Origin of the sequence: Chthonomonas sp., assembly GCA_016788425.1 — a bacterium.
Taxonomy (GTDB): domain Bacteria; phylum Armatimonadota; class Fimbriimonadia; order Fimbriimonadales; family Fimbriimonadaceae; genus JAEURQ01.
Genome location: JAEURQ010000002.1, coordinates 422,844 through 442,949, shown reverse-complemented (window position 1 = coordinate 442,949; position 20,106 = coordinate 422,844). Strand labels below are relative to the sequence as shown.

Below are 20,106 nucleotides of genomic sequence, written 5' to 3'. Positions count from 1 at the left end.
GAATCCTCCAAAGCAAGCTACCGAGATCGGTCGCGAAGTCGGTTCAGCAGCCAAGTTTCTCCTTAGGGCAGGGCGTCTCCCACAATGTCGAAGTTAGCAGCGAGAATCGTGTAGTCCGCGATGTCGATAATGTCGTCGCCGTTGAAATCGGCTTGGGCATTCCAGTTCCCCGAAGAAGGAATGGCATCAAAGGCGGCGGCAAGAGCCGAGTAGTCGGCCACGTCGATGAAGTCATCAAACACGGCGTTGCCATTGATAAGCGTGGCGTTGACTCCGTTGAGGCCAGCCGTAGGCACGTTGACCGAGACCTTGCGACGCAGCCAGTGGCTACCTTCGAAGTAGAGGTCCAGGTTGCCGCGGTAGATGGTGCTAAGCGAGTAGGCACCCGATGGCGGCTGGTTCGGCAGCGTGGTAGTTTGCAGCAGGTTGTTCGTACCACCTTCATAGATACGTACGGTTGCGGGCCGGTTGACACCCGAGTAGTTGCCAAACGTGAGAGTTCCGTTAATGGAAATCGGCGTTTCCGTTTCCATGTCCACGATGTTAAAGCCCCAGTTGGCGGCCAAAAGACCACCGTATTGACCCGTGACCCGATCGAATCGACCGATCACATATTGGCTGCCCGCGTTGATGACCGAAGCGGCGACGAGCACGCGACCATCGGGCATGGCTTCGATGTCCCGAATCGCACCGAACCAGTTCGGAGCAATGGGCCCCTGATATTGGAACTGCTGGTTCACGCGGAGGACCCCGGCTTGGATTCCGCCCGAAGCGTCGCTCGCGTAGCCGATGTTGGTATTGCCCAGGTCGTTCATCACACGCGGCGCCGAAGGTGCGGGCGGCGTGGTGATACTCAGCAATTGCCCCGTCACGCGGTCGAGCTTGACAATTTGGCCGGACGTGTTCGTGCAGAAATAGTTGTTGCCATCGACGTAGGTGTTTTGTCCGCCGGTTTGGACGTTCCATTGGCCGAGCGGCCCCAGGTATTGGCCTGTCGCGCCATCGAAGCGGAGGATCAGGGCCGAAGCGCCCGAGTTGGCGCAGTAAAGTGTTCCATCGGTGGCCATGGCGAGACCGACCAGCGAGCCATTGAAGCCGCTGGCGAGCGGGCCAAGGTACTGACCCGTGTACGGATCGAAGCGCAAGACGAGTCCATCGGCGCGGCCAACGTAAAGCAGCCCGTCCTTCGAACTTTGCGCCATGCTCACCGGAGCGGAGGAGCTAAAGAACCCGTTTCCGAAGATTCCCTTGTACTCGCCCGTCTCGGCGTCGAACCGGAAGATCGACCGGCTGTTTGAGTCGAGAACGAACACAAGCGAGGCCGAAGCGGAAGCAAGACCTGCCAATAGACTGCAGGCAACCAGAGCACCCTTAAACACCATGCTTTGATTCTACAAACAATTCCCAGAAAATGGGGGATTTTTCTCAGCAAACCTAGTATTTCGAACAAAAAAGCCAGGTGATGAACCTGGCTCTTGTTGTCGTTAGCTCTTAACGAGCTGCTTTTTCTTCTTAGTTTCGTCGTTGGGGTCCTTCTTTCGGAAGGCAACCTTGCCATCGACCAGTTCGGCGAGGATCGTGTCGCCGGCCACATACGTGCCGAGGAGCAGGTCTTCGCTGAGCGGATCTTCGATCAGACGTTGAACCGCGCGGCGCAGAGGTCGAGCACCCAGGTTGGGGTCGTAGCCTTCCTTCACCAGCATGTCCTTGACTTCTTCGCTGAGTTCGATGGTGAAGCCCAGCGTGGCGGCTTGTTCGTTGACTCGCTTCATATACAGACCCGAGATTTCGAGGATTTCCTCGCGCTTGAGGTGGCGGAACACGATGGTTTCATCCACGCGGTTGAGGAACTCCGGTCGGAAGAGCTTCTTCATCTCGTCGATCATCTTGTTCTTCATGTACTCGTACGTCTTCGGATCTTCGGCTTCCCGCTTCTCTTCGACAAAGCCAAGGCCCTGATCGAATTCGATGGGGCGAACACCCACGTTCGAGGTCATGATGATGATCGTGTTGCGGAAGTCCACCTTGCGACCTTGCGAGTCGGTCAGGTGACCATCTTCCATGACTTGCAACAGGATGTTGAACACGTCCGGGTGAGCCTTCTCGATTTCGTCGAGGAGCACCACACAGTACGGGTTGCGGCGGACTTGTTCGGTCAGTTGACCGCCCTCATCGTAACCGACATACCCCGGAGGGGCACCAACCAGGCGGCTCACGGAGAATCGCTCCATGTATTCCGACATGTCGATGCGAACCATGTTCGATTCCTTGTCAAACAGGTACGAAGCCAGCGCCTTGGCGAGCTCGGTCTTACCGACCCCAGTGGGGCCGAGGAAGATGAAGCTACCCAGGGGTCGCTTCGGATCCTTGAGACCAGCTCGGCTGCGGCGGATGGCGCGGCAGACGGCGCTAACGGCGTCATCTTGACCGACGATGCGGGCGTGAAGGTCTTCTTCCATGCGAAGTAGCTTCGCGGATTCGGTTTCCTTCACCATCTGCACGGGAATGCCGGTCCAGCTTTGCACGATCTGGGCAATTTCTTCTTCGCCGACGATCGCCTCGGGCTTGGGCGTGCCAATCCAGATTTCCTCGCGGTCGATCACGGAGTTTTCAAGGTCGTCAAATTCCTTTTGCAGGCTTTCCACCAGGCTCGTGTTGTTGCGGCGCGTTTCGTGATCAATCTCGGCCTTGAGCTTGTTGAGCTTGACCTTGTCCTGACGCACGTCCAGCGGCGGCAAACTGAGTTGCAGGCGAACGCGGCTGGCGGCTTCGTCGATCAGGTCGATCGCCTTGTCCGGCAGAGTGCGATCCGAGATGTAGCGCTGCGAGAGGTTGACCGCCGAGGAGATCGCGTCGTCCGTGATCTCGACGTTATGGTGAGCCTCGTAGCGTTCGCGCAGACCCTTCATGATCTCCACGGCTTCTTCTTCGCTCGGTTCGCGCACTTGCACACCCTGGAAGCGGCGCTCAAGCGCGGCATCCTTTTCAATGTACTTGCGGAATTCGTCTTGCGTGGTCGCGCCGACGCATTGCAGTTCGCCACGAGCCAAGGCCGGCTTCATGATGTTGCTGGCGTCGATGGCGCCTTCGGCCGCCCCGGCTCCCACCAACGTGTGAAGCTCGTCGATGAACAGGATGACTTCGCCTTCCGCCTTGCGGACTTCTTCCATCACCTTCTTCATGCGCTCTTCGAACTCGCCGCGATACTTGGTGCCCGCGACCAGACCGGCCAGGTCCAGCGCGATGATGCGCTTATCCTTGAGCAAGTCGGGGATGTCGCCGCTGACGATACGCAGCGCGAGACCTTCGGCAATCGCAGTCTTCCCTACGCCCGGCTCGCCGATGAGACACGGGTTGTTTTTGGTGCGGCGCGACAGGATTTGCATGACGCGCTCAATTTCTTGCTGCCGACCCACGACGGGATCGAGCTTGCCTTCGCGTGCCATCTGCGTGAGGTCGCGACCAAATTCGTCGAGAGTCGCCGTTTTGGCACCACCGCCGCCGCCCTGATTGCTCGAACCCGAGCTGCGCGACGACGAGCCTTTGCTTTGCGACTCGTTATCTTGGAGGCCCATGACTTCGCGGCGAGCGCGGTCGAGTTCGACTCCAAGTTTGGCGAGGACGCGGCCAGCCAGACCATCGCCTTCGCGGATCAGCCCCAGCAGGAGGTGCTCGGTGCCGATGTAACTGTTGTTGAGGTTGCGCGCCTCGTCGTAGGCCAGGTCAATGACGCGCTTTGCCCGAGGGGTGAGCGTCATTTCTTGACCGGTGCGAGCGTCGCCGCGCGGCAGTTGCTTCTCAACCTCTTGGCGAATGCGGCTCAAGGTTACGCCTAGCCGCTCCAAGACGCGAGATGCCACCGAATCCGATTCTCGGACCAATCCGAGAAGCAGGTGCTCCGTGCTGACATACCCTTCGCCGAACTTCTGCGCTTCTTCTTGAGCGTAGAAAACGACCTTACGTGCTCTTTCAGTGAACCTTTGCCACATAATTTTTTACTTCCTTGCGTGAAGTACAAATTAGACTTCCGGCAAGACTACAGGGTTCTACGCCGAAATCCTCCTGGGCGTGCTTGTAGTCAATTAGGCCTAATTTGAACCCAATCCTAGGTTTGATTAGAGTACCCGGCGGCCCGTTGCCACCACCGTATTCTTAACGTTCCTTATCGGTATCTTTCCGCATTTTTCCCAGGCTCCCACGCGGCTCCCCCGAACCCTGGTATTTGTACTGGCTCTCAACTTTGAGTTAGGGGCAGCCTTTGACTAACGTTTGCCGCGCTCTGCCTCAAAATCTTCGGCAAGAGCGGCCATATGATCTTTGGAATGTGGAAGTTCGTTGCGTACCGGCAAAGACTGGCAGGTCTATATCAGCGGAACGGAAATCGGAATGTGAATCATCCTCGCCATAGCCTTCGAAATCGGTCAAAAAAACTGGTGGAGGCGGAGAGAATTGAACTCTCTTCCAAACCTGTCGGCCTTACAGTTCCCACGAGCGTCTTCTCTGAGCTTTTCTCGATCCGAACCACTCCCAGAGACAGGCTGATTCGGATCCAGTCCGGTTGAATTTAGCTTAGCTTGCTACGAACAGAAGCTCGCTTCGCGATCCGAATTTGGCTAAGCCGCGATGATCCCTATCGGCCCGGAATCAGGCGACTCACTGCGTTAATTAAGCAGCGTATGCGTAGTTGTTATTGGCAACTATTGTTTTGCCGTTTATTTTCGAGGCCAACGGCACCTCGGCTCGCAACTCTAAGTCGAACCAGCTCTGTCGAACCCGTTCGCCCCCATGTTGTCTTTTATTTTGACGCAAGGTTGCGGGGTTTTGTTTCATGCGCCGCCCCGGCTTGCCCAGGGCCACTCCCTGGTCGGGTCTATCGCCCGACCTATGCCCCGCCGGGGCGGGCGCTCAGCCGAGCGGGAGGTGAGTCCGAGATTGTAAGGGGTCGCCGGCTTGCCCAGGGCCTCTCCCTGGTCGGGTCTGACGCCCGGCCTATGCCCCTCCGGGGCGGGCGCTCAATCGGGCGGGAGGTGAGTACGAGATTGTAAGTCGGCTGTCGGCTTGCCCAGGGCCACTCCCTGGTCGGGTCTGACGCCCGACCTATGCCCCGCCGGGGCGGACGCTCAGCCGAGCGAGAAGTAGGTGAAATCGGAAGTGAGTGGTCGACTTGCCCACGGCAACTCTTTGGTCGGGTCTGACGCCCGGCCTATGCCCCGCCGGGGCGGGCGCTCAGCCGAGCGGGAGCCACACAGAAAAAACTGCTGCAGCAACACGAAAAAAGGGGCCGGGCGACGAGCCCGACCCCCCGCTTCAAACCAGCCAACCTTACTTCGCGTTGAACTCAGCTTGGTTCGCCGGGACCTTGACTTCCCCGGCGATGATCTTGGCCTTCGCCTCCTCGATCTTCTTCATGCCCGCATCGCCGATCACGGACTTGGTGTTGCGGAAATCCGACGTGCCGACGCCATTCGACTTGAGGTCGTAGATGGTCTCGCCCGCCGAATACTTGCCTTCCTTCAGGTCCTTAATCGTCGCGTAAACCGCCTCGTCCACGCGCTTGATCATCGAGGTCAGCACGACGCCCTTTTCCAGGTCGTCTTGGTCGCTGTCCACGCCGATGCAGAACTTGCCCGCGTCCTTGGCCGCCTTGATCGTGCCGAGCCCAGCCCGACCCGCCGCGGCGTACACCACATCCGCGCCCTGCGAAAAGAGCAGCGCGGCGAGGTCCTTGCCCTTGCCCTGATCGTCCCAGCTGCCGGTGTACTTAGCGGGCAAAATCACGATGTTCGGATTCGCCCACTTCGCGCCAGCATAAAATCCGTACTCAAACTTCTTAATCAGGTCGATTTCTTGTCCGCCAACAAACCCGATCTTGCCGGTTTTGCTGACCATGCCGGCCGCGACGCCCACCAAAAAGCTGCCTTCTTCCTCCTTAAACTTCAGCGAGCGAATGTTCTTGGCGTCGCCCGAACCATCCACGATGGCGAATTTGGTGTCCGGGAAGTTTGCCGCGACCTTGGCCAGCGGTTCGCCCTGGGCCAAACCGACCGCGATCACGAGGTCCGCGCCATCTTCGGCCATCTGCGAAAGGTTGCCTTCGTAGTCCTTGGCCGCCTTCGATTCGACTTCCACCGATTCGATGCCAAAGTCCTGGCGTGCGCGCTCAATGCCGTTCCAAGCGCTATCGTTAAACGACTTGTCGCCGCGCCCGCCGCTATCGTAAACCACGGCGATTTTCATCTTTTTTTCGCCGCTGGGGGTTTCTACCTTGCCGCCGGTGCCGGCGCTGGCTCCTTCGGTCCCCGCGTCATTCTTACCGCATCCAATGATGCCGACCGTAAGACCGGCCGCTACAATCCACTGCATCCATTTCATAAGCGTTCTCGCCCCGTTGCCGGGTATAATTCGCTTTATTATGGCCTTAACGGGCCAGCCGTGGCCCCGCCCGGCACCGGAGATTTTCCCATTGATCACTTGTAATCTTTCGAAGCCCGAAACTACGCTGGACCAGGTTAAGAAGTCCTTCCCGAAACTGCAAACCACCGATGCCGCGCTGGTCGCCACCGCGCTGGTTATTAGCGGTCGCGAAGCGCAAGCCATTTACGAAGGCAACACCTTTAATTGGCCCGACGACATCGACGGTTTGACCCGGTCGCTGCTTCGCCAACTGACCATGATTCAGGACAACGAAGCCCCGGAAAAGAAGACGAAGGCCGCCATGGCCGCCCTCGACGAAAAGGCCGTGGAAGTGGGCGTGGGTCTGCAAGCCAACTTTATGCAAGCCGAAAAGCTGCTCGATGGTCGCGACGACCTGAAGACGCTCCTCAGCGACATCCTCACCGGTCAAGTGGAGTTTCAATACACCCCGCAAGACATCGGCTGGCAGTGGGCGTTGGACCGCGTGAACTGGACGACCGTCAGCGGTGGCGATTTGACGCGCCGCGTGAAGCTGAAGGCAACCTTCCAAGGCGACGTGGTCGGCCTGGAACTCGGCTTGACCAAGAAGCGCACGACCAAGAAGGCCGTGGCCAAGGTCGTTGAAGAAGAAGAAGAAGAAGTCGTGGCCGAGGCTCCGGCGGAAGTTCCGGCCGAAGTGGCCGCCGAAACGGAAGCCTAAGCTCCCCGCTGCGCAACATGAACGTGGTACCGGGATTCGCCATCCGAGATGTGCGAGTGCCGGTACCGCTTGTTCTAGCGCCCATGGAAGACGTCACCAGTCTTCCCTTTCGCCTCATTTGCAAGCGCATCGGCCAGCCGGGCCTGGTTTTCACCGAGTTTGTCTCGGCGATGGCCATTCATTACGGCGCAGAAAAGACGTTCAAGAAGATGCAAATCCGCGAGGAAGAGCGTCCGCTGGGCATACAGATTTTTGGCGCCGTGCCCGAGATCATGGCCGAGACCGCACGCATCGCCGAGTCGTTTGGTCCCGACATTATTGATATCAACATGGGGTGCTGGGTGCCCAAGGTGTGCCGAACGGGCTCCGGCGCAGCCCTGCTGAAAGACCCCGACAAAGCCACCGAAATTGTTGAGGCAGTGGTGAAGGCGGTGAAATGCCCTGTCACGGTGAAGGTCCGCGCGGGCTGGGATTATTCCAGTTTCGCCGCGCCCGAACTCGCCCGTCGCTTTGTGGATGTGGGCGCGCAGATGATTACCCTCCACGCGCGATTTGCCAAACAGGGATTCGACGGCGAGGCGGACTGGCGCTTAATCGGCGACCTGCGCGAGGCGGTGACGGTTCCGCTGATCGGCAACGGCGATGTGAAGACACCCGCCGATGCCCGTCGCCTGATTGACGAAACCGGGTGCGACGGGGTGATGGTGGGGCGAGCCGCGATTTCGAACCCGTGGGCCCTGGGCCGGATATCGGCGGACTTGCAAGGACTGCCCGAGCCGCCGATGCCGACTCTGAGTGAACGCGTGGAAACCGCCCTTGAGCACGCCCTGAACACGATTGCCTACGAGGCGCGCGTGAGCGATGTCTCGCTGGTGAACCCAGACGATTATGCCGACATGGAGAAGCGCGCGATCCGTTCATTGCGCGGCCTGATTCCGCAGTACATTAAGGGCGTACCGGGCGCGGCGGAGATTCGTGGCCGCATTACCGCCGCCAACACCTACTCCGAACTGGCCGAGTTGCTCCACACCTTCCTGGCACAGCACGAGGCAGGCGTCCTCGCGTAAACTTTCGGCTATCCTCCAATGGCGCTAGGACGAACCCTCATCTTAAAATTGGCCGAGTTACGGCCCGTCGAATCTCTGGTTCGCAAATCGTTCCTTTTCCGACCCGTGGTCAAGCGCTTTATCGCTGGCGACACGCTCGAAGAATCCATCGCCGCCTCGGAAGAACTGTGCAAAGCCGGCTTGCTAGTGACGCTGGACTACTTGGGCGAGAACACACACACCGAGGAAGAATCACGCGCCGCGATTACGAAATACAAGGAGATGCTCACCCGGATTGGGCAGTCGCCTTACGCGTCGATGATCAACATTTCGATTAAGTTGACGCAGTGCGGCTTGGACCAGGGCGAAGCCTTTGCGGAGGCGAACTATCGCGAGGTGCTGGAGCATGCGAAGCTGACCAATACCTTTGTGCGCATTGACATGGAGGCGAGCGAATACACCGAGCGCACCGTGCGCATGATCGAGCGCGTGTTTCTGGATTACCCGAACACCGGCACCGTTTTGCAGAGTTACTTGCACCGTTCGCTGGCCGACACCGAGCTGATGATTGCGCTGGGCGCGCGGGTGCGCGTGGTGAAAGGGGCCTACCTGGAACCGGCGAGCGTCGCGTTTCCGGAGAAAAACGAGGTGGACGCGAAGTACGTGGAGATGAGCAAGATGCTGCTGGCGCGCGGGAACTACCCCGCTATCGCGACCCACGACGAGGCGATTATTAAGGCGGTGCGCGAGTTCGCCGTGGCCGAAGGGATTGAGAAAAGCCGCTACGAGTTTCAGATGCTCTATGGCATTCGGCGGGACTTGCAGAACTCGCTGCACGCCGAGGGCCACCCGGTGCGCGTGTACGTGCCGTTCGGCGACCAGTGGTATCCGTATTTTACGCGGCGCTTGGCCGAGCGCCCCGCGAACGCGATGTTCATTCTGAAATCTTTGTTCAAGAAGTAATTGGATTTTTGCCAGGCCTGTGATATAGTGTCCTTGTGATGCCGCGTTTTGTGGTGTCCGGGTTGTGGAATGAGGTCAATCTCGAGATTTGGCACGACGGCCGCGTTGGTCGTCTCTGGTTCGCTGGGCTTCGCCGCGGATCGGTACTTTGTGGGCACAGCGACGGCGAGTTGGCGAACTCCCGGTATCTGGGACGGAGGGATCATTCCCACGTCCGCGGATAGCGTCTTCATCGGTTACGACCCCTACCTGCTCCCGAACCCTGGCTCTATCACCCTGACCGATTCCGGATCGATCCTCCTCGCAAATCTGTCCACACGCGCGGTTGTTCAATTAGCGAACCTTACGGTGTCATCGCATACGAACGTTGATGCAACCGGCCATTTGCGAATGCTTTCGACGTCGGGGCGATATACATTCAACGACCTGACCATGACCAGCGGCGGGCGATCAACCATCGGGGGTTTGCTCGTGGCCACAAAGCTAGATGCTTTGCAGAATAACCAACTTACGGGGGCCGGGCGGTACGAAGTTGGAGCACTCACGCTTGGAGCTGGAAGCCGCTTGACGAATGCAAGGCTCACCGCGACTTCAATCAACTTGACAAACTCAACGTCCTATGTTTCGACGTCAAATGTAACGGTCAAGCATCTGGACCTTGGCGCGGGTGGCTCCGTTAATGCGACAACGAGGATAGACTTCAGTCCCGGTGCGACGATCACCGGAACTGGCACGCTCCAATCAACATTTTTCGGCTTTGCGGGATCGGGTATCCGCACACTTCACTCATCAATCTCTCGCAACAATTTCTACGGTTCGATTGAAAACGATACCGAGATTAGCGGTCAGCTTACGGGAACCAGTACGCTAGTCGGAGGAACAGCTAAGCTGCAAGATGGATTCAACGGTGCCCTGATCGCCTTCAGCACGGTTGAACTATTTGGAACTTCGACGGGAGATGTTACTGGTAGTGGCCCAACACTCACAATTCGTGGGACGCTCAACGGCTCTTCCGGCGCGCTCAGTACAATCAATTATGGAACCTTCAATGGAGTTGGAATCAATGTAACGAACTACGGAGTCAACAACGCGCAGACCTTTTCTGACAATTTAAAGAACTATGGTACTGCTGTTTTCACCTCAAACGCTAGTCATAGTGCGGCCAGCTTCATCAATTACGGTGAGATCCGATTCGAAGGTTCTGGGACGCACGAAGGAACCACAACCGCGGCCCACCCCGGAATGCTCACGCTTAACGGGCAGAGCCACTTGCGGCTGAAGTTTGTTGCAAGCTCGCCTACACGCGACAAGTTCCAGTACATCCACGTTTCTCCTCAGGCGAGCATGGACCTTGCGATCGGCACCAACACAAATGGCGTCTACGGGCAGATGGACCTAGAGAATGCACCGCTCGACTTCGCTACGTTCCTAAATGGACGGATGACAAAATACCGAGGAGGTATGGTCGGCGGAACCATTTCAAACTTTAGCAACACTAAGTTTGTTGGATCATCACTTTGGGAGGATATTCGATTCCAAGGTTCTAACGTGTTTCAGGGGGAAGAGTACAACCCAGACTTTGATCACGTCGTTTTTGACAATCCGATTTTGCAAAATGGGGACTATGTTCGCGTGAACGTGCCTCACAAGCTAACCGCGAAAAACGCGACAGTGAACGGCGCCTTGCATCTCGAAGGGGCCTTTACAGATTTTCTCAATTCGTCGATCTCGGCCACCGGTAAGGTCATTGTCAACAACCCTTACCGCGTCACCAACATTGTGAATTCTGGACGCCTGGAGATTCGCGGGCAGATTAAACCCGCATTCGGTAGTGAGGTAGGCCACATTGCCAACATTGTCAACAACGGCACCCTCGACATTTTCCGGTCGGCCTTTAGTGTAAGCCAACTCACGAACAACGGTACGATGATGGTGAATCGCTCGCAAGTTAGCGGCAACTCGAGTTTTCCGGTCATCAATAACGGTCAGCTGACTCTTGTCGGTGGATCGCTGTCCAATATCAACAACAATGGTTATGTGGAAGCTACGGACGGATCCGAAATCGGCATCCTTTCGATGTCGCCGACAGCTCGTACAGTTGCCAAGAACGAATCGATCGTCAGCGTCTTTGGCTCCGATTTCGTAAACCTGGAACGGAGGATTGAAACTGACGCAACGAGCCGGGTGCATATTAGTGGAGATGTAGCTGGGCTGACTATCGATAATGACGATCTGCAATCGAGGAATCGATACTGGCAGGAGGTATTGATGGCGAACTCCACGCTGACGGGTGGCCCCATCAGAAACGTACTGAACGGCTACTTTACCGATACGACTTTTCAGTCTCCGCTCATTTTGGATAACTCATCCGCGAAGTCTCTTGAATTTACACGATCAAGAATTCCGGAAGGGTCCAAGTTCAGTCACGGATTTATCTCCATTGGATCGAGCGACTCGATGCCCAACTTGCTCGAAACGTCGGGATACAGTTCTATCCGCAAGAGCACCTCTGCGTCTGCCGAATCCGGAACGATTCGAATGCAGAACGCCAGGTTTCAGTCGTACCTAGAAATTGGTCGAGACATGGAACTTCTCGGCACGGTCACCGGCACACCCACTGCCGAAGGTTTTGGATCCAGACTAGGGTTTTCAAGGGCGGTCAACCGTGGGTCCATGTTAGTCGATGAAGTTTCGTTCCGAGACAGCACGAATTACTCAACCCTTAGCGCCCGTAACTCAATTGAGTTTTTCGGCAGCACAAACCACGGATCCGTAATTAGTCGGCGGCTAACGGTGGGTTCTTCTGAAAACTTCGGGCAAATGATTGCTGAAGATGGACCGGGCACAGAAGGAATCATTTCCTACGCCGGGATAAATCGAGGACAGATATCCGCGCGCTCGGGCTCTTGGTCAGGATCTAATCGTGGGACGGCAACCTTCAGCGGTGGCGCCGGAACCGAACTCTATCTCTCAAACGAATCGACCGGTTCACTCGCAGTTACCGGAGTGGTGAAGGGCGAGGTCAATAATCGAGGCAACGTTTCATTCCTCAATATCGGAGGTAGTCAATCATTCCGATACGTGGGTCACTCTGGAGTGCAAGAGTTTATTGGAGAAACAGGTCCCAAAGTCGAAGTTTTTCGCATTGGTGGGCACACCATTATTGCTCCCAATGCAAGCGGAGTTTTGCCAGTGTTCCGCGGCGGTTTCTATGCCGATACCACTTATGACTTTAGCGGCTCGATGGAGATTCGGGGGACGTATTCTCCAGGGTTCTTCCACGACATTCATGTCAGCGGTAACCATGCAATCATCAACTGGAATGTCAACATCTTGACGCCGAACTGGACGGTGGAAAGAGGTCCATTCAACATCCGCTTAGTCTATGCCGTGCCCGAACCGAGCAGCGTGCTCAGCCTCCTCGCCGGAGCGGCGTTGCTATTACGACGCAAGCGCAAGGCACCCTAAAAACAAGGAACCCGCTCAGCAAGTGAGCGGGTCCTTTTTGGAGTTCGGGCCTCTCTCTCCCGTTCCCCAAGCTTGGGATTTATGGATCCAGCGAGATCAGGGCTTCGGAGCGCCGCCCTTGCCACCCTTGCCGCCTTTACCGGCCTTGGCGCCGGGGGCACCCTTGTCGCCTCGCTTGGCGCGGGCTTCCTTCATCAGCTGCTCGAGCTTGGCCTTTTGCTCCTTCGTAAGGATGGCTTGGACCTTTTCCATGTGCGACTTCATCATCGATCGCATCTTCTCTCGCTTTTGTTCTTGCGGAAGGTTGCTGCTGCGCATCTTTCCAAACTCGGCCTTCATTGCCTCGTCGAGCTTGGCGAGCTTCGCCTTTTGGTCGGCCGTCAGGTTCAGCTTGTCGGCAAACATCTTGATGCCGCCGCCGCGCATTCCGCCGCGAGGACCGTCGCCGCCCTTACCAGGACCGCCGGGTTGGCCGCCTTGACCCTTGGGGCCAGCGGTTTGAGCGATGGCCGAAGTTGCCATGACAAACGTGATGGCCGAAACGATAAACAGGTTCAGGAATTGTTTCATTGTGCTTCTCCTACGTACCTTGTACGCAGAGGAAGACGCGCCACCATTCCGTCAGTTCACTGACTTTTCACAAATTCTTCGGCCTGAGCCTTGTCCACCAATTCGCGAATCATGGCGTCGTTGCTCGCGCGGAACTCCGACTCGTTGCCCACAAAGGTCAATGCACCGCCCGCGAGGAACGCAATGCGATCCGCCACCCGGAACACGCTGCTCACGTCGTGGCTCACCACAATGCTCGTGATCTTGTGCTCGCGAGCGGTTTCCACAATCAGTTCGTCAATCGCGTAAGCCGTCACGGGGTCCAGGCCGCTCGTCGGTTCGTCGTAGAGCAAAACCTTCGGCCCCAACACCAGTGCCCGGGCGAGTCCGACGCGCTTCTTCATGCCGCCGCTGAGTTCATCGGGCATAAGCTTGCCGGCATCGGGCAGGCCCACACTGGCGAGCGCCTCGTTCACTTGATCGGTCAGCACGCTCGCGCGCATGCCCCGGATTCGACGCAACCCAAAGGCCACGTTTTCAAACACGTTCAAGTAGTCAAACAGCGCCGCCGATTGAAACACCAAGCCCAGTTCGCGGCGCGCTTCCTCGGGTTGCCGCACGCTCGAAATTCCGTGCACCACCACATCGCCTTCGGTCGGTCTCAGCAGGCCGGTAATGATTTTCAGCAGGGTGGATTTTCCACCGCCCGAGCTCCCCATGATCGCGAGAATCTCGCCGTCGGCCACTTCAAGCTGAATGTTCTGCAGCACCCATCGGTCGCCGAACTTATGGCTTACCTTGTCCACCAACAGGGCTGGTGCGCTCATGCCAAACTGCCCGCGAACTCCATCCGCGCTTGGCGGGTGCGCTCAATCGCGGCGTCGTCCACGCCACGTTCAAAGGCGCGGAACCCGGCGACCTCAAAGCCGTGCTTGGCGGCCAGGCGGTTGGTTTCCTCCACCTGCTCCACCGAAACTTCTTTGCCAAGCGTAAACGATTCCAGCTTGTCTTCCAGGGCCAGCATCATGGTTTCGCTCATGCAAGCATATGCCGTGCCGGGCGGAAAGCCGAATGTCATGCCAAAGTCCACGTTGCCCGGAACCTTCACCACGCCGCCTTCAATCACCAACACGTCGGGCCGCTCCTTCGCCACCCGCACGCTCGTATCGCGGGGCCGCGAAACATCGCAAACAATCGCGCCGCGGCGCAGATGTTCCGGTTCAATAATCGCGGTTTCCGCCGAGGTCACGGTGACCACCAAATCAGCCGTGCGCAACTCGTTAATGTCAATGCTCGCCGTGGCTCTCGGAAGCTGGGCGGCGATCGCCGCCGTGCGGTCGAGGTCGCGCCCAATCAGCACGGTATCGCGAAACATGGGAGCCATCACCATCGCGCAGGTGCGGCCGATCGAGCCGGTTGCGCCCACCACCGCTAGCCGCGAGGCGGCCTTGTCCACGCCTACCATTTCGGCGGCCCGCAGCGCGCCTTCAATGGCCGTCGCCACCGTGTAACTGTTCCCGGTCGTCACCGGGATCGGCGAACGCTTTTCCACGGTTATGCCGCCATCGCCGACCACGCTTGTGAATGCGCCAAGGCCGATCAGTTTCGCGCCTTCGCGGTGCGCCAACTCGGTGCAATAGGTCAACTCGTCGTAGACCTGATTCAGCGGCATGCGCTGCATCATCATGCCCGGCGTGAGCGGGCAGCCGATATAGATGCCCTCGGCGGTCGCGCCGGTCTTGGATTGCAGACCCGTGACGTGGGCCATGACATCGGATTTGCGGTGCTTGATCAGCCATTCAATCGCGCGATCCGGAACGTACTTGAGGATCGGATACCGTTTCGCGGCATCCTTCGCGACAATCGGATGGACAACAAACGCAAATTTTGCCAATAGAAATCCTCGGGTGGAAAGGTTGTACCCTAGTCTACTTACGCTCTTTCGGGCCAAAATGAATCGGTTTGCTTTCCACCGTCGCCCTCTTCGCCCTTGCCTTCAGCGGTCCCGTTGAACCCGCGGGCAAGTTCGCGCTCGAGGATGGCGATCGCGTGGTGTTTTACGGCGACAGCATTACCGCGTCCAACGAGTACACCAAGTTCCTTGAGGTGTTCATTCGCACCCGCCACCCCGAACTCAAGATCAGCTATCACAACGCGGCCGTGCCGGGCGAGGCCAGTTGGGGCGGCCCCATGGGGCGCACCAAAGATCGCGTCGAGCGCGACGTAAACCCGTTTTCGCCAACCCATGTCGCGATCATGCTCGGCATGAACGATGGCGGCTACGTCAGCTATTCGGCGTACCTCGAAGAGAAGTTTAAGGAGTCCTACGACGACCTCGTGACCCGGATCGTAAAGGAGAACCCCGGCGTGCGCTTGAGCCTGATCCGGACGAGTCCGTTCGATAATCTCACTAAGGGGCTCACCGGCGAACGCTCGACCTTTGCCAAAGATTACAACGACGCCTTGCAGCGATATGGCGGTGTGATTCAGGCCGTCGCTCAGCGCACCAAGGCGCACTATATAGACTTCAATCAGCCGCTCTACGACTTGCTCAACGAGTCGCGGCGCCGCGACTTTGTGGCATCGCGGGCGCTCATTCCCGACTGCACGCATCCCTCGGTTGCGGCTCACCTGATGATGGCCGCCCTGCTCTACAAAAATTGGAACGGCGGCGGGCTGGTCTCCGAGGTTGATATTGATGCCAAGAAGCACGCCGTTAAGGAAGTGAAGAACGCCGAGGTCACGTTGCTCGCGGGCACCACTCTGCGCTGGCGGCAAATCGAAAAGTGCCTTCCCTTCCCCGTCCCCACCGACCGCACGACGCAGTTTTTCACGGGAATCTGGCCGTTCCAAGATACGTTCAACTCCCAGATTTTGAGGGTGCGCAATCTGCGCGAGGGCGATTATCGCCTGAATATCGACACACAGGACATTGGCACGTTCCCCGCCGAGTTCTACGAAGTTGGCATCAATCTGGCCGAGTTCGAAACGCCGATGCTCGCGCGGTCGCGCGAGGTGCTGCGACTCATCGACAAGAAGGGACAGCGGCAACACAATCGCTGGCAGAGCATTCGGCGGACGGCTCCGCTCACGCTTAGCGAAGCTCTCTATGAGGCGAGTGAGCCCATCGAGCGCGAAATCGCGCGCATCACGGCGCGCCGACCGGTCATCGTGAGCGTTACGCGGGTCGAAACAAGTGGTGGGCCCGGTGGGGATTGAACCCACGACCAAGCGGTTATGAGCCGCCTGCTCTGACCACTGAGCTACAGGCCCGATCAGGCGGCTAGTTTACTTTACTGACTCTGTTCGCCCTTGGCGGGTCGCGTCACACCCGAGGTGTCGGGTCCTTCGTTCATGCGAATGCGTCGGCCATCGCCGCGCTCGTCGATGTTAATCGTTGCGTAACCCTTGGGCGGGGTGGCATCGAACGTGTTGGCCGCGAGCGGCTTGTTCACGCTGCGATAGAAGAAGTCGAACCGGTAGATGCGCCCTCCGATCGGCGCGGAGCCCTTGCCCGCCTTGTTCATGGCGGTGCGCCAAGCCATTTCGTTATCCCATTCCACACGGCGAGCGAGCTTCATCGGGTCGGCAGGATCAAAGTAGATGTTCATCACGCCGGCGCCGAGGGTGCCGAAGCTCACCGATTCGAGACCGTCTTCTTTCGGTCCCGCGACGATAAACGTGTCCGCCGGAATAGCCTTGCCCATCAGGTCCACCTTGCCCAAAAAGGCGAGCAGCGGGTTGCCCGACGTGCGGCCCAACGCAAAGGTCGAATCCATGTCGGCCACGGCGGGCTTGGCCTTGCCGATCGCAATGCGCGTTTGCGGGGTTTCGGTCTGCGGGTCATACATGTACTTCGTGCCGTCGCTTACGGCGCGAATGCCATTTCCAAAGTGGCCGATCGTCTCAAAACGAAACTTGTTGCCGCCGCCGTACCAAAGTTCCTGCGACCCACTATAGAGGAAAGGCAGGTCGCTGGCCGCGCGATTGCCGACCCACACGGTCACGTGAAAAGACTTGACCTCTTGGTAAGTTTTTAGGATAGTTGCCAGCGTGGCCTCGGCATTACGTTCGGGCCGAGGGTCTTCCTGGGCGAATCCCCCGGCGGCCATCACAACTAAGCTCATCAAGACGAACTTCTTCATCATGAGTAACATTACACCACTCGCATGGAAGTCGTTACCCTTGGCCCGCACACAGCTTGGATTGATCCAAGGGGCGCGGTGTGGTTTCCCGACTTGCAGATGCTGGTCATCCGCGTTCCCGACCTCGCCGCGAGCCTGTTTCCCGAGGTGGATTTAGAGCGGATCCACGCCATCGCCGCCCAGCACGAGCCCACCACAATGGTGCTGATGTGTACCGGGGCCGCACCCGAACTGGCATCACCGGCGCGCATCATCGAAATCGGCCCGCAGGGGTTTTTCCACTGGTCGGGCGACGGCCTGCATTTTTCCCTGGAGGATATTGGCGAGCGCCCCCTCATTCTGGGTTCCTTTGAGGGCGAGTTAGGTGTCGTAGACGAACTGTTATCGTTACCGGAGATCAACAAAATGTTTTCGGCGTAGAACGAACCTGGGGATTTGGACCCTCTCTCATTTGCCACTTGAACAATCCCATCTTGTGGGCTATCATAGTGGCTTGTCAGTGGGCCTCACCCCCGTCGACACTCTGGAGATTCAATGAAGAAAGCTTTTACGCTGATTGAACTGCTCGTGGTTATTGCGATCATCGCAATCCTGGCAGCAATTCTGTTCCCCGTTTTCACGCAAGCCAAGGCTGCTGCCAAGAAGACAGCCGCCCTGAGCAATGCGAAGCAAAACGCCCTCTCGGTTCAGCTTTACATCGGCGACAACGATGAAAACTACCCGCAATCGGCATACATCCTGCCGACGGCTCCCCGTCAAATGGTTTCGGTGTACGACGCTCTGCAACCCTACAGCAAGAACAAGGACATCTTTGGCGATCCGGGCGATCCCAAGGCAATCAACTGGAAGGACATTCTGGCCACCAAGCTTGCTGCTCTGGGCGGACCGTTCGTCTCGCCGGCTGGCATCACCTTCGCTGGTTTGGGCATCAACTTCGCTCTGTTCGAAGATCCGGGTATCCCTGGCGGCGCAACCGACCTTGACGTTGTTCGCAACGAAGGCGGCCTCCCGCTTCCGGCCGAAACCGTGATGTTCTACAGCGCGGACTACACCAACGCTGGTCAACTGAACAAGTGGGCGACCAAGTATCCGAGCTTCGGCACGGGCACCACAGCCTACCTGGCCTCGTACCGCCAACCGACGACTCCGTTCGACCGAGCCAACTTTGCTGGTTCGCCGCGACACAATGGTCAACTCATCGTCAACTACGCCGATGGTCACGCCAAGGCTGTCAACGGCAACGGCAAGCTGCCGGGCACCGGGATCAACCAAAACACCACTTCGACCGCTCTGGTGGACTGCTACAACTTGCCGTTCGACCTCAACGGTATCCCCGATCTGGTGGGCGAACCCTCGCTGGTTCCGCAACAGTAAGAAGCTCGCTTCGGCGATTGATGGATGGGCTAGAGCAATCTAGCCCATCTTTTTTGTGAGGATCAGCCCCGGCGCACCATAGAATTAGATAGACTAGGAAAACAGTTCTATGGCAACCAAAGTCCGGCTTCGTATTCTGCGCCAGCAAGACGCCAACTCCCCCTCGCGCTGGGAGACCTTCGAGATTCCGTATCAGGACAAGATGAACGTGATCTCGGCGTTGCTGGAGGTCCGCAAGAATCCTCGTACGACCGAGGGCCAAAACACCACGCCGCCGGTGTGGGACGCCGCCTGCCTCGAAGAAGTCTGTGGCAGCTGCACCATGAACGTCAACGGCCACATTCGACAAGCCTGCTCGGCGTTGCTCGAAGACTGCGCCACGCTCGAAGGCGACACCTACCTGGTGGACATCGAGCCGATGAAGAAATTCCCGGTCATCCGCGACCTGTGCGTGGACCGCTCGAAGATGTTCGACAACCTGCGCGCGGCCAAGGCGTGGGTGCCCATTGATGGATCGTATGACCTCGGCATGGCCCCGCCGCAAGACGACCACGTGCGCCAACTCCGCTACGCCCTCAGTCGCTGCATGACCTGCGGGTGCTGCATGGAAGCGTGTCCGCAAGTGAGCGAGAAATCCGACTTTGCCGGACCGGCCGTGATTGGTCAAGTGCTGCTGTTCAATCTGCACCCGGTTGGCAAGTCGCTCGAAGGCGAGCGTATGGACTTTGTCACGAGCGAGCGCGGCATCACCGGTTGCGGCAACGCCCAAAACTGCGTAAAGGTCTGCCCCAAGGGAGTCCCTTTGACCCAGGCCATTGCCCAACTGAACCGCGACACGACGGTGCACAAGCTCAAGAAGTGGGTCGGTCTCGTCAACTAGGAACTTTCCCCGCCAAAAAACATTAAAATAGGGTGATGAGAAAAATTCTCATGGCCCTTTCTCTTACCGCCTTCGCCGGCATGGCGATGGCTCAGCCCGCCGGACCTCCCGTCAAGGTGAAGGTTGACCTGCCCAAAACGATCTCCGCGAACGTGGACTTTGTGGCGATGGTGCGGGTGACCCTCCCCGAAGGCTGGCACGCCTATGGTCCGAACCCCGCCCGCAAGAAGGGCGACGAGGACTTCAACACGCTCCTGAGCGTCGCGCTGACGCCGAACAAGGCGGTCTCGCGCTTTATGCCCGGCAAGGCGAGCCCCGCGCCGGTCGCCGGAAAGAACGCCGGCGAATACATTTGGGAAGGCGATGTCGCGTTCCCGGTCACGATGCGCGTGAAGCCTGGCACCAAGTCGGTGAAACTCAAACTCAACGTCACGCACCAAATCTGCGACTCAAACACCTGCCTCCCGCCCAAAACGGAAGTCATCGAAGTGTTGGTGACCGTGAAGCCCGCCCAGAAGGCGAGTAAGTGACGCCCTCCCCGGGCAAGTTTTTGGTCCGCGACCTGGA

The 20,106-nt window shown here is 58.1% G+C and carries 16 protein-coding genes, 1 tRNA gene and 1 other RNA gene; 9 read left to right on the top strand and 9 right to left on the bottom strand.

Going from position 1 to position 20,106, the window contains the following annotated elements; translation table 11 throughout:
* Positions 1 to 62: 62 nt before the first annotated feature.
* The 4 genes from JNJ45_03985 to JNJ45_03970 form a co-directional block, all read right to left on the bottom strand.
* The gene (locus JNJ45_03985) at positions 63 to 1,382 is read right to left on the bottom strand and encodes a hypothetical protein (protein ID MBL8047822.1); all 1,320 of its coding nucleotides are present in this window, start codon (positions 1,380 to 1,382) and stop codon (positions 63 to 65) included.
* A 102-nt stretch (positions 1,383 to 1,484) separates the two neighbouring features.
* Positions 1,485 to 3,992, bottom strand: coding sequence for an ATP-dependent Clp protease ATP-binding subunit (locus JNJ45_03980; GenBank protein ID MBL8047821.1), 2,508 nt, complete (start codon positions 3,990 to 3,992; stop codon positions 1,485 to 1,487).
* 439 nt (positions 3,993 to 4,431) lie between these two features.
* Positions 4,432 to 4,785, bottom strand: a transfer-messenger RNA (tmRNA) gene (gene ssrA, locus JNJ45_03975).
* A 537-nt stretch (positions 4,786 to 5,322) separates the two neighbouring features.
* Positions 5,323 to 6,363 carry a BMP family ABC transporter substrate-binding protein gene (locus JNJ45_03970; protein MBL8047820.1) on the bottom strand — a complete coding sequence of 347 codons (1,041 nt, stop codon included), beginning with the start codon at positions 6,361 to 6,363 and terminating at the stop codon, positions 5,323 to 5,325.
* 100 nt (positions 6,364 to 6,463) lie between these two features.
* Here JNJ45_03970 and JNJ45_03965 point away from each other — a divergent pair, with 100 nt between their 5' ends.
* From JNJ45_03965 to JNJ45_03950, 4 genes are all read left to right on the top strand, one after another.
* On the top strand, positions 6,464 to 7,114 hold the full coding sequence (locus JNJ45_03965) for a hypothetical protein (GenBank protein ID MBL8047819.1): 651 nt from the start codon (positions 6,464 to 6,466) through the stop codon (positions 7,112 to 7,114).
* An 83-nt stretch (positions 7,115 to 7,197) separates the two neighbouring features.
* Entirely contained in the window at positions 7,198 to 8,181 is a 984-nt protein-coding gene (dusB, locus tag JNJ45_03960) for a tRNA dihydrouridine synthase DusB (GenBank protein ID MBL8047818.1), read from the top strand.
* Positions 8,182 to 8,199: 18 nt separating this feature from the next.
* Complete coding sequence (locus JNJ45_03955; GenBank protein MBL8047817.1) at positions 8,200 to 9,123, top strand: proline dehydrogenase family protein; 924 nt, start codon at positions 8,200 to 8,202, stop codon at positions 9,121 to 9,123.
* Positions 9,124 to 9,228: 105 nt separating this feature from the next.
* Positions 9,229 to 12,591, top strand: a complete 3,363-nt coding sequence (locus JNJ45_03950; GenBank protein MBL8047816.1) for a PEP-CTERM sorting domain-containing protein — start codon at positions 9,229 to 9,231, stop codon at positions 12,589 to 12,591.
* A gap of 96 nt (positions 12,592 to 12,687) precedes the next feature.
* On the opposite strand, the gene JNJ45_03945 is transcribed toward JNJ45_03950, so the two are convergent.
* The 3 genes from JNJ45_03945 to JNJ45_03935 are packed head-to-tail and all read right to left on the bottom strand — an operon-like array spanning position 12,688 to position 15,034.
* Positions 12,688 to 13,161: a hypothetical protein gene (locus JNJ45_03945; GenBank protein ID MBL8047815.1), complete on the bottom strand. Its 474-nt coding sequence runs from the start codon at positions 13,159 to 13,161 to the stop codon at positions 12,688 to 12,690.
* Positions 13,162 to 13,217: 56 nt separating this feature from the next.
* The gene (locus JNJ45_03940; protein MBL8047814.1) at positions 13,218 to 13,967 is read right to left on the bottom strand and encodes an ATP-binding cassette domain-containing protein; all 750 of its coding nucleotides are present in this window, start codon (positions 13,965 to 13,967) and stop codon (positions 13,218 to 13,220) included.
* Entirely contained in the window at positions 13,964 to 15,034 is a 1,071-nt protein-coding gene (locus tag JNJ45_03935; protein ID MBL8047813.1) for a shikimate dehydrogenase, read from the bottom strand. Before JNJ45_03935 ends, JNJ45_03940 begins: the two co-directional genes overlap by 4 nt.
* Positions 15,035 to 15,102: 68 nt before the next feature.
* On the opposite strand from JNJ45_03935, the gene JNJ45_03930 reads away from it, so the two are divergent.
* Entirely contained in the window at positions 15,103 to 16,359 is a 1,257-nt protein-coding gene (locus tag JNJ45_03930; GenBank protein ID MBL8047812.1) for an SGNH/GDSL hydrolase family protein, read from the top strand.
* Here the strand turns inward: JNJ45_03930 and JNJ45_03925 are convergent.
* Positions 16,338 to 16,413 (bottom strand) — tRNA-Ile (locus JNJ45_03925). The two genes, JNJ45_03930 and JNJ45_03925, sit on opposite strands and share 22 nt — an antisense overlap.
* 20 nt (positions 16,414 to 16,433) lie before the next feature.
* A complete protein-coding gene (locus tag JNJ45_03920; GenBank protein MBL8047811.1) occupies positions 16,434 to 17,288 on the bottom strand; it encodes a hypothetical protein in 855 nt (284 codons plus the stop codon).
* A gap of 21 nt (positions 17,289 to 17,309) precedes the next feature.
* Here JNJ45_03920 and JNJ45_03915 point away from each other — a divergent pair, with 21 nt between their 5' ends.
* The 4 genes from JNJ45_03915 (at position 17,310) to JNJ45_03900 (ending at position 20,069) form a co-directional block, all read left to right on the top strand.
* A complete protein-coding gene (locus JNJ45_03915; GenBank protein MBL8047810.1) occupies positions 17,310 to 17,705 on the top strand; it encodes a hypothetical protein in 396 nt (131 codons plus the stop codon).
* 114 nt (positions 17,706 to 17,819) lie between these two features.
* Positions 17,820 to 18,659: a prepilin-type N-terminal cleavage/methylation domain-containing protein gene (locus JNJ45_03910; protein MBL8047809.1), complete on the top strand. Its 840-nt coding sequence runs from the start codon at positions 17,820 to 17,822 to the stop codon at positions 18,657 to 18,659.
* 109 nt (positions 18,660 to 18,768) lie between these two features.
* Positions 18,769 to 19,539 (top strand): succinate dehydrogenase iron-sulfur subunit, encoded by a 771-nt coding sequence (gene sdhB, locus JNJ45_03905; protein MBL8047808.1) that lies wholly within the window; start codon positions 18,769 to 18,771, stop codon positions 19,537 to 19,539.
* 35 nt (positions 19,540 to 19,574) lie between these two features.
* Positions 19,575 to 20,069, top strand: a complete 495-nt coding sequence (locus JNJ45_03900; GenBank protein MBL8047807.1) for a hypothetical protein — start codon at positions 19,575 to 19,577, stop codon at positions 20,067 to 20,069.
* The last annotated feature ends 37 nt before the right edge of the window (positions 20,070 to 20,106 follow it).